Origin of the sequence: Eubacterium sp. MSJ-33, from assembly GCF_022174665.1 — a bacterium.
Lineage (GTDB): Bacteria > Bacillota > Clostridia > Lachnospirales > Lachnospiraceae > Coprococcus_C.
In genome coordinates this window covers 1,061,320-1,074,619 of the sequence record NZ_CP076562.1, presented here as the reverse complement: position 1 = coordinate 1,074,619, position 13,300 = coordinate 1,061,320, and the positions used below count along the sequence as shown (strand labels likewise).

13 protein-coding genes are annotated in these 13,300 nt (G+C 42.5%); all 13 read left to right on the top strand.

Annotated elements, in window-relative coordinates:
- Nucleotides 1–39 precede the first annotated feature (39 nt).
- The 13 genes from KP625_RS05005 to KP625_RS04945 all read left to right on the top strand — a co-directional run bounded on the left by KP625_RS05005 (nt 40) and on the right by KP625_RS04945 (nt 13,283).
- Nucleotides 40–1,308, top strand: coding sequence for a glucose-1-phosphate adenylyltransferase (locus tag KP625_RS05005; RefSeq protein ID WP_177970640.1), 1,269 nt, complete (start codon nt 40–42; stop codon nt 1,306–1,308).
- Nucleotide 1,309: 1 nt separating this feature from the next.
- Entirely contained in the window at nt 1,310–2,434 is a 1,125-nt protein-coding gene (glgD, locus tag KP625_RS05000; protein WP_177970641.1) for a glucose-1-phosphate adenylyltransferase subunit GlgD, read from the top strand.
- Between the two features lie 35 nt (nt 2,435–2,469).
- Nucleotides 2,470–2,739, top strand: a complete 270-nt coding sequence (gene spoVG / locus KP625_RS04995; RefSeq protein WP_177970642.1) for a septation regulator SpoVG — start codon at nt 2,470–2,472, stop codon at nt 2,737–2,739.
- A 68-nt stretch (nt 2,740–2,807) separates the two neighbouring features.
- Nucleotides 2,808–3,758: an HPr(Ser) kinase/phosphatase gene (gene hprK / locus KP625_RS04990; RefSeq protein ID WP_177970643.1), complete on the top strand. Its 951-nt coding sequence runs from the start codon at nt 2,808–2,810 to the stop codon at nt 3,756–3,758.
- Between the two features lie 26 nt (nt 3,759–3,784).
- Complete coding sequence (locus KP625_RS04985) at nt 3,785–4,726, top strand: ROK family glucokinase (RefSeq protein WP_177970644.1); 942 nt, start codon at nt 3,785–3,787, stop codon at nt 4,724–4,726.
- Nucleotides 4,727–4,868: 142 nt separating this feature from the next.
- Nucleotides 4,869–5,756, top strand: a complete 888-nt coding sequence (gene murB, locus KP625_RS04980) for a UDP-N-acetylmuramate dehydrogenase (RefSeq protein WP_370641420.1) — start codon at nt 4,869–4,871, stop codon at nt 5,754–5,756.
- Complete coding sequence (rapZ, locus tag KP625_RS04975; RefSeq protein WP_238299625.1) at nt 5,753–6,628, top strand: RNase adapter RapZ; 876 nt, start codon at nt 5,753–5,755, stop codon at nt 6,626–6,628. Before murB ends, rapZ begins: the two co-directional genes overlap by 4 nt.
- A 2-nt stretch (nt 6,629–6,630) precedes the next feature.
- Complete coding sequence (gene whiA, locus KP625_RS04970) at nt 6,631–7,482, top strand: DNA-binding protein WhiA (RefSeq protein ID WP_238299624.1); 852 nt, start codon at nt 6,631–6,633, stop codon at nt 7,480–7,482.
- On the top strand, nt 7,475–7,732 hold the full coding sequence (locus tag KP625_RS04965) for an HPr family phosphocarrier protein (protein ID WP_238299623.1): 258 nt from the start codon (nt 7,475–7,477) through the stop codon (nt 7,730–7,732). Before whiA ends, KP625_RS04965 begins: the two co-directional genes overlap by 8 nt.
- 77 nt (nt 7,733–7,809) lie before the next feature.
- A complete protein-coding gene (locus KP625_RS04960; RefSeq protein ID WP_238299622.1) occupies nt 7,810–10,530 on the top strand; it encodes a tetratricopeptide repeat protein in 2,721 nt (906 codons plus the stop codon).
- A 1,020-nt stretch (nt 10,531–11,550) separates the two neighbouring features.
- Entirely contained in the window at nt 11,551–12,291 is a 741-nt protein-coding gene (locus tag KP625_RS04955; protein ID WP_238299621.1) for a hypothetical protein, read from the top strand.
- On the top strand, nt 12,278–12,493 hold the full coding sequence (locus KP625_RS04950) for a helix-turn-helix transcriptional regulator (RefSeq protein WP_238299620.1): 216 nt from the start codon (nt 12,278–12,280) through the stop codon (nt 12,491–12,493). Before KP625_RS04955 ends, KP625_RS04950 begins: the two co-directional genes overlap by 14 nt.
- Nucleotides 12,486–13,283: a DUF3169 family protein gene (locus tag KP625_RS04945; protein WP_238299619.1), complete on the top strand. Its 798-nt coding sequence runs from the start codon at nt 12,486–12,488 to the stop codon at nt 13,281–13,283. Before KP625_RS04950 ends, KP625_RS04945 begins: the two co-directional genes overlap by 8 nt.
- Nucleotides 13,284–13,300 lie beyond the last annotated feature (17 nt).

The window sequence follows — 13,300 nt, the reverse complement described above, 5'->3', positions numbered from 1 at the left end:
GCTATAATACAAACATATTATGCTAAAAGGGGTGACATTATGATTAAAAAAGAAATGATAGCTATGCTTTTAGCAGGCGGACAGGGAAGTCGTCTGGGCGTTTTGACTTCGAAGCTTGCTAAGCCGGCGGTTGCATTTGGTGGAAAATACAAGATTATTGATTTCCCACTCAGCAACTGTATTAATTCGGGGGTTGATACTGTCGGCGTGTTGACACAGTATAGACCACTCCGGCTCAACCAGCACATCGGTATCGGTATCCCATGGGATCTGGATCGAAGCATCGGTGGTGTTACCGTACTTCCACCATACGAGAAGAGTGCAAACAGCCAGTGGTATACGGGTACTGCGAACGCAATCTATCAGAATCTTGAGTATATTGACTACTATAATCCGGACTATGTTTTGATTCTCTCCGGAGATCATATCTATAAGATGGATTATGAGGCAATGCTTGACTATCATAAGACAAGCAAGGCCGATATCACATTGGCAACCTATCAGGTGCCAATAGAGGAAGCAAGCCGTTTCGGTGTTGTTATCACAGACGATACCGGATGTATTCAGGAGTTCGAGGAAAAGCCGGAGCATCCACGGAGCAATAAGGCGTCTATGGGTATTTACATATTCAATTGGAAGCTGCTTCGTGAAGCTTTGACAGCTCTGAAAGATCAGCCTTCTTGTGACTTTGGTAAACATATCATTCCATATTGCCATGAGCGTGGAAGCAAGATTTGTGCATACGAGTATAAGGGCTATTGGAAGGATGTAGGAACTCTTGGTTCTTACTGGGAAGCAAATATGGAACTCGTTGATATCATACCGGAGTTCAACCTGTATGAGGAATTTTGGAGAATTTATACAAAGAGCGATCAGCTTCCGCCGCAGTATATTGATCCGGAAGGATCTGTGACAGAGAGTATTGTTGGTGAGGCAACGGAAGTTTACGGTACTGTACAGCATTCCGTTATCGGTTCCGGTGTTACAATCGGAAAGGGTGCTGTGATTAAGAATTCCATCATTATGAATGGTGCTGTGATTGGTGACGGTGTTGTTATGGACAAAGCAATTATTGCAGAGGGTGTTCATATTGGAGATAACGCAGAACTTGGTGTCGGTGAGGAAGTTCCAAATGAACTTGCACCACATATCTACTCATTCGGTCTTGTAACAATCGGAGAGAATTCCGTAATTCCGGCAGGCGTGAAGATTGGTAAGAACGTTGCCATCTCTGGTGAGACAACCATTGACGAATATCCGGATGGATTGTTAAAGAGTGGATCCAGTATTATAAAGGCAGGTGAGTAGAATGAGAGCAATCGGTATTATTTTAGCAGGTGGAAATAGTAGCAGAATGGGAGAGCTGTCCGCAAAGAGAGCGGTTGCGGCTATGCCGATCGTGGGAAGTTATCGTGCAATCGATTTTACTCTTTCCAACATGACAAACTCTCATATTCAGAAGGTAGCTGTTTATACACAGTATAATTCACGTTCATTAAATGAACATTTAAATTCCTCTAAGTGGTGGGATTTCGGAAGAAAGCAGGGTGGACTTTATCTGTTCACACCAACAATCACAGCAACAAACAGCTACTGGTACAAGGGAACGGCAGATGCGCTGTATCAGAATATCAATTTTCTGAAATCAGCTCATGAGCCATATGTTGTTATTGCCAGTGGTGATGCAGTGTATAAGCTCGACTACAATAAGGTACTTGAGGAGCATATCGCAACAGGAGCAGATATCACGGTTGTATGTAAGGATATTCAGCCGGGCGAAGACGATATTAATCGTTTCGGTGTTGTAAAGCTTGCAGATGACAATCGTGTAATCAGCTTTGAGGAAAAGCCAATCGTAGCAGAAACCAATACAGCCTCAATCGGTGTTTATGTTGTAAGACGTCGTCAGTTGATTGAGCTGCTTGAGGCATGTGCTGCAGAAGGCAGAAGCGATTTTGTAAATGATATACTTGTTCGTTATAAGAATGTAAAGAAGGTATACGCATACAAGCTGGATTCTTACTGGAGAAATATTGGTACGATTGATTCTTACTTCAAGACAAATATGGATTTCCTGAAGAAAGATATCCGTGATTACTTCTTCCGCCAGCATCCGGATGTATATTCCAAGGTTGAGGATCTGCCACCGGCAAAATATAACGGTGATGCAGTGGTAAGCAACAGTTTGATTGCGAGCGGAAGTATCATCAATGGTACGGTAGAGGATTCTGTTCTCTTCAAAAAAGTTTATATTGGTAACAACTGCGTAATCAAGAATTCAATTATTCTGAACGATGTACATATCGGGGATAACTGTTATATTGAGAACTGTATCGTGGAGAGTCGTGATACACTTCGTGCGAATACAGTACATACCGGTGATCCAAATGAGATTAAGGTCATTGTAGAAAAGAATTTCAGATACGCATTATAATTTCACAAAAAGAGTTGCGTAAAAGGGGGACTAATATGCAAATCACAGATGTAAGGGTACGTAAGGTTACAAAAGAGGGCAAGATGCGGGCAGTTGTTTCAATTACGATTGATGATGTATTTGTCGTGCATGATATCAAGGTGATTGAAGGAGAGAAGGGACTGTTTATTGCAATGCCGAGTCGAAAGGCATCGGACGGCGAATATCGGGATATTGCACATCCGATCAATTCTGAGACGAGAGACAAAATCCAGAGTCTTATTCTTGAGAAATATCAGGAAGTAGCGTCTGAGGATGAAGAGTAAAATAGCAAAGGGCTGTTGCGTCTGCGACAGCCCGTTTTTTCAAAATAAGTAAGGAGACGTAAGAGGGCATGGAAGAAGAATATAGCGTAAGTGTGACCCAATTGATTCAAAAGATGAATCTGATTAATCATACGCCTGAAATAGATACCGATCATATATTGATTAAAGATCCGAATATGAACCGTCCGGCAGTTCAGTTGGCGGGATTTTTTGAACATTTTGATTCTGCACGTATTCAGATATGTGGAAATGTAGAGTTTGCGTATATTTCGAATATGCACACAGAGGAAGAGAATGTCCGGATATTTGAGAAGTTATTTGCATTCAAGATTCCATGTTTGATCTTTTGTCGGAATATTAAGCCATACGATTATATTATCGAGACTGGAAAGAAATGCGGTATACCGATTCTGACGGATACATCGGAGACAACCTCTGATTTTGTACACGAGGTTGTAAAGTGGTTGCATGTGGAATTGGCACCACGCATTTCTATTCATGCAGTTTTGCTTGATGTATATGGTGAAGGCGTTATGATTACCGGTGACAGTGGTCTTGGTAAGAGTGAAGCAGCACTGGAGATGATACGACGTGGACATCGACTTGTATCCGATGATGTCGTGGAAATCAAGAAAGTCAGTGATGAGACATTGATTGGTACTGCACCGGATATTACGAGACATTTTATCGAGCTTCGAGGAATCGGAATTATCGATGTCAAGAGTATGTTCGGCGTAGAGTGTGTAAAGCATACACAGAGTATTGACCTGATTGTGAATTTGGAAGAATGGGATAAGGATGCAAATTACGATCGTCTTGGATTGGAAGACCAGTATACGGAGATTCTTGGAAATAAGATTGTCAGTCATTCGATTCCGATTCGACCGGGACGGAATATTGCGGTTATTGTAGAGGCGGCAGCAGTCAACCACAGACAGAAGAAGATGGGTTACAATGCAGCGCAGGAGTTGTACAACCGTGTAACACAGAATATAGCAAAAAATTCACATAATGTCTAAGAGAAATAAGGAGGATATAGAGGAACATGGCAAAATATGTATTTGGCGTAGATATCGGAGGAACAACAGTTAAGATTGGTCTTTTCACGGCAGAAGGAACGATGGTTGATAAGTGGGAGATTACAACACGCACAGATGAGGGCGGAAAGTATATCTTAGGCGATATCGCAGAATCTATCGAGGATAAGCTTGCAGAAAAGCAGATTGCCAAGAGCGAAGTAAAGGGTATCGGAATGGGTGTTCCGGGACCGGTCAAGGCAGATGGAACGGTTCTTCGCTGTGTAAATCTTGGATGGGGAATCTTCAATGCAGCAGATGAATTATCTAAGATTATAGGACTTCCGGTTAAAGCGGGTAACGATGCCAATATGGCAGCACTTGGCGAGATGTGGCAAGGTGGTGGAAAAGGCTTCAGCAACATCGTTATGGTAACACTTGGAACCGGTGTTGGTGGAGGTATTATCTTAGATGGAAAGATGCTTTCCGGCGTGAATGGCGCTGGAGGAGAGATCGGACATATTCAGGTGAACGATGATGAGACAGAGGTTTGCGGCTGTGGCAGAAAGGGATGTCTGGAACAGTATACATCAGCAACCGGTATCGTAAGAATGGCAAATACATTGCTCAACACAACGGATCGTCCATCTGCTCTTCGTAATGTACAGTATGTATCTGCAAAGGAAGTGTTTGATGCAGCAAAGCAGGGCGATGAGCTTGCTGCTGAGATTGTAGACAGACATGGAAAATGCCTTGGTAAAGCATTGGCACAAATCGCATGTGTTGTTGATCCGGAAGTCTTTGTTATTGGTGGTGGTGTATCAAAAGCGGGTACAATTATCACAGATACAACAGAGAAGTACTTCAAGGAGTATGCATTCCATGCATGCAAAAACACGAAGTTTACGCTTGCAACACTTGGAAATGATGCAGGTATGTATGGTGGAGCCTGTGCAATCATGAATAATTAGGGATTCCTAATCGTGAAAATGACGAAGGAAACACTTTTTCCTTAAGTTTTTTCTATATTTTTTCATATTGAATTAATTTTGCCCATAAGTTATGATAAATCAGAGCTTATGGGCTTTTTTATGTTATTTTTGTGAGGATATGATGAGTTTAATGATAGATGATATAAAAGGAATCACTGTTCTGGAACAAGAACTGATGCAAAAACATACGACGTTTCACGTTGGTGGTGCGGCAAAGTATTTTGCGATTCCAAAGAATGTTGATGAGATACAGACACTGATTGCTTATTGCCAGAAGCATAATATGTCATATTGTGTGCTTGGAAATGGAAGTAATGTTCTATTTGCAGATGCTGGTTATGCGGGCATGATAATCCAGATCGGCAATGCTATGAGTGAGATCCGGGTGGATGGAACGGTTGTATACGCGCAGGCGGGGGCAATACTGGCAAGAGTGGCAAAAACTGCATATGAGGCAGGCCTTACGGGTATGGAGTTTGCAGCAGGAATACCGGGAAGTATTGGTGGAGCCATTGTGATGAATGCAGGGGCCTATGGCGGTGAGATGAAGGACATTGTATCGTGTGTAGATGTGTTGTCTACGGATGGTACGCGTCGGAAATATACTTGTGATGAGATGGAATTTTCCTATCGTCACAGTATTATTGATTCGGATAAGATTGTAGTAGGCGTGGAGCTTGCGCTTCAAAAAGGTGATAAGACTGTAATCTTGAACCGGATGAATGAACTGGCAGAAGCAAGAAGAAGCAAACAGCCACTGGAATATCCAAGTGCGGGTTCGACATTTAAACGGCCGGAAGGATATTTTGCAGCAAAGCTGATTGACGATAGTGGGTTACGAGGTTATCGTGTCGGTGGTGCAATGGTGTCAGAGAAGCATTGTGGTTTTGTTGTCAATGTGGAGCATGCAAGCGCCGCAGATGTGCTTGCAGTTATGCAGCACGTACAGGAAGTTGTGAACGAGAAGTACGGTGTGATGTTGGATCCGGAGGTAAGGATAATCCGATGAGATTTGTTATTGTAACGGGAATGAGTGGCGCTGGAAAATCAACGGTGTTGAAAATGTTAGAAGATATGGGATTCTTCTGTGTTGACAATCTCCCGGTCATGTTAATTGAAAAATTTGCTGAGATTGCGCATGATGATAAGCTTGAGGTTGACAATGTCGCAATCGGTGTGGATATCCGAAGCGGACAGGCTCTTGGAGAGATGTCAGTATGTTTGGAGACTCTGAAAAAGAGAAATTTTACGTATGAGATTTTGTTTCTGGATGCAAATGAACCGGTGCTTGTAAAACGGTATAAGGAGACGCGTAGAGCGCATCCGTTATCCAAGCATGGCAGAATCAACGAGGGTATTGTCAAGGAGAGGGAGAAGATTGAGTTTCTGCGTCAGCGCGCAGATTATATTATAGATACAAGCAATCTTTTGACTCGCGAGTTAAAGCATGAGATTGAAAAAATATTTGTAGAAGGCAAACAGTATAATAACATTATTGTGACTGTGATGTCATTTGGATTTAAATATGGAATTCCGAGAGACTCTGATCTTGTGTTTGATGTGCGATTCCTTCCGAATCCATATTATGTTTCGGAACTTCGGCCTCAAACCGGAAATGATAAGCCGGTTTCCGATATGGTAAAGGATTGCAGGGAATATCCATTGTTTATGGAAAAGCTTACAGACATGTTGGAATTCCTGATTCCGAATTATCTTAAAGAAGGAAAGAATCAGTTAGTGATTTCTGTTGGTTGTACGGGAGGAAAGCATCGCTCTGTGACTGTTGCGAATGCGCTGTACGAGACATTAGAGAAGCTTCCATATACGGTGCGGCTGTATCATAGAGATATCGGCAAGGATCGTATCGTGAAAGGGGAATAGATATGTCGTTTTCATCGAAAGTAAAATCGGAATTGCTTTCTCATATCAGTACAGGCAGACACTGCCGGATGGCGGAGCTTTCAGCGATGATTGCAATGTCTGGCGTGTATCGGGATAGCATCTGGATGATGCGTGGTGAAAATGCCATTTTACAGGAAAAAATCATGAAGCTGACCGCACTTCTAGGGGTGGACATCAACACACCCGAGGGAAGACAGATGTTAAAGCTTACAGATCATGGGGATTATCTTTCCGTAAATCCAATTCTGGTAGAACGGAATTGTTGTAAGCAGGCGTTTATTCGTGGCGCATTTCTGGCGACTGGCTCATTGACCGATCCAGAGAAGGGATATCATTTTGAAATTGTCTGTGACCATGCGGAACAGGCAGATATGATTTCAAAACTGATTCGTGATTTTGCGATTGAACCAAAACAGATTCAACGAAAAAAATATTTTGTAGTATACATCAAGGATGGATCCATGATCGTGGATCTGTTGAATATTATGGGAGCACATGTTTCCTTGATGGATATGGAAAATATACGTATTTTGAAGGATATGCGCAATTCAGTCAACCGAAGGGTGAATTGTGAGACTGCAAACCTAAATAAGGTTGTACATGCCGCTGTCAAGCAGATGGAGGATATCGCGTATATTGAACAGACCAAAGGATTAAAATCTCTTCCGGAGCATTTGCGGGAAATCGCAAGTCTGCGTATGGAGGAGCCGGATACGAGTCTGGTGGAACTTGGTAAGAAATTAAACCCACCAATCGGAAAGTCCGGAGTAAATCATAGATTGAAGAAAATAAGTGAGATAGCCGAAGAGCTAAGGAGGAACCAAAATGATTAGTAAGACAGTTGTTGTGAATTTACCAGCGGATGCAGAGGCAAGACCGGTGGCTGTGCTCGTGCAGATTGCAAGCAAGTATGAGAGTAAAATTACAATCAATTCGCAGAATCGAAGAATCAATGCAAAAAGCATTATGGGAATGATGAGCTTAGGATTCGGAAATGGAGATTCTCTTGAAATTGAAGCGAATGGTTCGGATGAGGAGGCTGCTGTCGAAGAAATCAAAAATTATATTGAATCTGTCAAGTAGTGTTTGTTGCATAAGGATTTTAACTATGGTATTATATAAATAATTATGCAGGGGAAGACCACAAAGGAGGATCGCAGATGGGAAAGCTAAGTAATTTCTTTAGCAAGATTCCGTTTTTGTCCGGACTTGGCGGCAAGAAAAAGTCAGCCAAAAGCAATGTAGAACTTCAGTATGATAAGGCATTAAACCTTATGGAAAATGGTAACGCCGAGGATGCCGTAGAAATATTGGAGAAGATTGTTGACATCGCAATCATGGATCCGAATTATAAGAATTTTGGAACGGATGCGCTGAAAATTCTAGGGGAATTATATGAGACTGGTAAGTATAGTAATTGTATTGTAGATGTGGATCTGAGCAAGGCAACACAATACTATGAGAAATATACAAACTTAAGCAAAGATGGCGAGATGATCTATAAGCTTGCGCAGATGCTTCTGGATATCCAGAATTTTTCGAAAGCAATCACATTCTTCGAGAAGGCAACGGAGTGTGGAATCAAGGCTGCTTATATGAATTTGGGTAATATCTATGAGAATGGTTTGAATCGTGTTGATCAGTACGGAAATAAGAGTGATTTTGTAGTGCCGGTAGATTACGAGAAGGCAATGTCATGGTACAAGAAGCTCGCAGATATGGGTGATACGAAGGCAAAGAGTGCCTATGACCGTGTCGAGTATGCAAGCCAGCATACAGATAGTATTGAGTTTGAGGAAAAAGACAAACTGTATACGGAGATTGCTGAGGCAAGACGTGCGAAGGGAAAGGAACCAAAATATAAAGCAATTGATCCGGCACGTCTGCAGTATCAGTATACATATGTACATAATCAGATTGATGGATATATTCATAAGCTTCCAAAGGACTGGGTAAAGACGATTAACAGCGATACCGATGAGGAATATTATGCACCAAGTCTTACTTACAAGGATTTTGCCATGTATGTAAGCTATGACAGCATTCCAAGAGATTCCAAGAAAACTTTGGAGAATTATCTTCGTTATTGTAACGATGCATTTGACGAGGAATTACAGTTAAAGGCATATATCACAGAGTATGCAGATGGCATCTGTACAACATTCTACCACAAGGAGATGGAGAAGGGTATTGTAACCTTTGCATTTTATCAGGGTAAGCGGCTTGCGTGTATGCGTTTTGTATGTGCATCTATGGAGATTATCGAACAGTATGAGGAGATTATCTTCGAGACAGCGAATTCGTTCGCATTTGTTGACCCGACACTCGTTAGTGACCAGAGTCTGAACCGTAAGGATAACCAGTATTACAGTGAGGCGTTGTATTGTTATTATTTAGAGGACTACGAGGGGGCGATGGCGGCTGCGAAGCAGGCGTTGAAGCTTGGAAGTATCAAGGCTAGTTATCTGTTGATTGAATTGTATTACGATGAGGATTCACCATATAAGGATCTTGAGAAGACAATTAGTTATGCAAAGCAGTTGTTTGATGCAACGAAGGATCCGGATCTGGCATTCCTGCTTGGTAACATCTATGATCAGAAGATGAAGGATTACATGAAGGCGCTCAATTGGTATGAGACAGCACATCGTCTCGGACATCGAAGGGTTGCATTCTATCTGGGACGTTTTTATTACTACGGTGTGCTTCGTACGAAGCGGGATGGTATTAAGGCGTTAGAGTATTTCAAGGAAGCGCAGGCAAATGGTATTTTGGAGGCAGAAGCGTATATCAAGGATATTCAGGAGCTTGGTAACGAGGATCTGCAGCGTTCAGTAGAAACATGGGAGCGTTCTGTAGAAGCCGGAAGCGGACAGGCAGCATTGAAGGTTGCACTGTATAAGCAGAGTCAGGTGTTCTATATTGCAAATTCATATGAGATTGAAAAAGCATTTTTGGAAGCCCTTGGCTTGGGAAGCTATCAGGCAGCTTACGAGCTTGGTAAGATCTACCAGCAGCAGGAGGCAGATGAGAATTATCACGGTGAGATCAAGAGTATCAAGTATTTTGAGAAGGCTTACGACAACGGTTATGAGGATTTTGATAAGGACAACCTCTTCAAGGTAATTGAGTATAAGGCTGGCAAGACAAGTGATATGAGCAAGCAGATTGAGCTTTACATGCACAGTGCAAAGCAGGCATATGTTCCGGCCGTGAAGAAGATTGTAGAGATGGTCGCCTATATTACACCGGGCATCGTGGATCTGTATAATGAGTTGTGTGAGATTGCGGAGACGGGGGATGACAGTGCGATTATCTCCATGAATATGCTGGAGAAGAAGTATACAGACCTTGTAATCAAGCAGCCAACTAGCGGACAGAAGGTTATCGAGAACAAGTTCTTCCGCCTGTGTGTTCCGAAGGAGAGTACGGCTGTGATCAACGACGAGGGCGGTACGATCAAGCTTGCGGATTCCGTTGTGGAGTTTGCGGTTGCGGAGATGCCGGTCAGCGCAGATCAGGAGGAGGATTATCTGAAGATCTACAAGCTGATCCTGTCAGAGTATCTGCCGGACGAGAATGCTGAGATCATCATTGCAAATTCCCGTATGATTGGTTCCGGTATGCGTGAGACAAAGAATAACGTACATTCTTACAGCATCCTGTTGATCAGCTCGAAGAACCAGTATCTGTTCAAGCTGAGTTCCAGAGATCGCCGTGAGATGATGATGTTTAAGGATAAGGTGCTTGAGATTGCAAAATCTCTGGTTGAGACCGGGGAAATCTATGTTGCAACCGAGGAAGCAAAGAAGAAGATCGGACTTTCATTCCTGCTTCAGTCGAACGACAATGGATTCCTTTCAATCGGAAAAGCAGAATAAATTTAGAGTTTATGAAACGCCATGCGTTTGGGATTTCCAATCGTGTGGCGTTTTTTTATGAGCGAATCCCCGCGCATCCTGTTAATTTTGTATCTAGCCATGTGGTCAACTCATATATGATGTATTGAAATTAAGAAGTTCTAAGATGTTCTGATATAGGTAATAAACATGCACGCAACCGCCGCCAATTCGCCGTCCATGGCTCAGTGGCGGCTTACCTGAACATCGTGTTCAGGTATTGCTGTGTATCAAACAGAACATCAAGAACTTCTAAATTCCAAACATATTATATATGAGTTTGACCGCATGGTTAGATACATTTTATTAAATTGGTGTGCGCGGGTGTTTGCAAGCGGAAAAACCCACGTTGTGGGTGCAGGAAGAGAAAAACAAGCGTGAAAACCCACCCTGGAAGCTGATTGGTAAGTGACGGAGAGAAAACTGGGCGTGAGGAGTAGGAAGCAAGCGGAAAAACCCACGTTGTGGGTGCAGGAAGAGAAAAACAAGCGTGAAAACCCACCCTGGAAGCTGATTGGTAAGTGACGGAGAGAAAACTGGGCGTGAGGAGTAGGAAGCAAGCGGAAAAACCCACGTCGTGGGTGTAGAAAGAGAAAAGTAAGCGAGAAACCCCAAACTGGAAGCTAATAGGCAGGTGGAGGAGAGAAAACTGGGCGTGTGGGGTAAGAAACGAGAGGAAAAACCCATGGCGTGGGTTTGGGGAGAGAAAAGCAAGCGAGAAAACCCAAACCGGAAACTAATAGGCAGGTGACGGAGAGAAAACTGGGCGTGAGGAGTGGAATGCGAGCGGAAAAACCTACGATGTGGTGACACCCGGAGTAGAGGAAAGCAAACGAAAAAATGACAAAGAAAGTTGTCAAAATATATTGACAAGAAAACTTGTCATATGCTATATATAGATCGTGCACAAATGACAAGAATAGTTGTCAAGTATAAAAAGAGTGAGTATAAATAACCGGGCAATGCAATTTTGTAAGGGCGCGGAAGAATGGAGTGTGTGATATGGAGATTGGAACTGTTAAAGCGGATAAGAAGCTGAAAATCTATACGATCAAGGGTAAGCGTGTGGATAGAGAGGATTTCCAGCTGGGCGCCCATGTGGGCGAGGCAGTACCGATTGAGGCATCCGGTGAGAATATAAAAAAAGCTGTAGACAAGGCGCTTGCAAGCAACGGAAAGGTGTGTGGCATTTATCAGGAGAAAAAACTGGTCGGAATATATGTGTTTGAGAGGATTGAGGATTATTTTATAGAAGCCGGGAAGAATGAAGCTATGGCGGGTGAACGGAGGATGGAGAGTCAGGAAGCTGTCGGAAAATTGAAAGAGATTTTTGAAGATAGCAAAGCGGCAATGAAGCTTATTTTATGGTATTTGCCAGATGCACTGTCCGACCAGAAAAATAAGATTGAAGACATGATCCGCAATTACATGAAAGGCTGTATGAGCGACGGATTTTGGGCTGGAATCGAGTGGGGAGATGAACTTGTTTACAAGAAGAATATGGATCCAAAGGAGAAAAAGAGTGTTGCATTCGGATATCTTCTTGGGGCTGTTGTCGGGTTCGCTGTTGGCTGGATGACGATGGATAACATTGGATTTGCTCTCTGCTATGCGGCAATCTTTGCAAGTCTGTACGGAAATATGATTTTTGGTGGAACGAAAAATAAAAAGGTGTGGGAATCTTTTGCTTTTGTGAATCCAAAATATCATGATGGAGAGGAGAATCACGATGCCGCTGAATAATCATTTGAAAGAATACCGGACGAAGCTTGGAGTCAATCAACAGGAGATGGGAGCTTTGGTGCAGACATCGCGCCAGACAATCAGTCAGATTGAGCGTGGAGATTATTCGCCGTCTGTCACATTAGCGTTGAAGATTGCCAAAGCATGTGGTGTGACAGTGGAAGATATCTTTGAATATACGGAGGATGCGGAAGATGAGTAAAGATAAGAAACTGAAGGAAAAATCAACAAAGAAGGCATTAATCATTTTAATTTCTGTGTTGGCAATCTGTTTTTTGGCGGGATATATTGTAGGTAAAATCATGGGAAAGGTAGAAAAGACGCAAAATTTCGACGCAGTTGTTACAGCAATTCGATCATTTGCATTTGATGCGATTCCGATACTTTTCGCGACTGCATCGTTTCTTGGATGCCTGCTTCCGGTAATCGCGTATGCAAGATGCAATAATTTATATAATCAGTTACAGAAGGATCGTGAAAATGATGATCTGTGGGATACGTTGGAGGATAAATTGAATGTGCCGATGATTTTGTCGAATATTTTTTCAATTATTGAACTTTGCTTGTTCTTTTGCTTCTTATATGACGTAGAAAAAGGATATGGAAAAGCTGGTGGATATCAATCCGCGATGTGGTTGATTGCAGTTGCGTTGTTTGTAATAACAATGGCAGTCGAGACTCTGATTCCAAAACTTACAGTTGATATTGAGAAAAAGTTAAATCCGGAAAAACGTGGAAATGCATTAGACTTCCAGTTTCATAAGGTGTGGATGAGTTCTTGTGATGAAGCAGAGCGGTTGATTGCATATCGAGCGGGATATCAGGCATTTTTGAGCACAAATGTGGTATGCCTGATCTTGTGTATTGTCACATTTATCTTTACATTTTTGTTTAAGACAGATATTATGGGATTTGTATATGTATGTATGATCCTGCTTGTGAACAATGTAAGCTATATGATGCGGGCCACGAAGCTGGAGCGACGCAGGTAGTACTGCAAGCTGGTTAT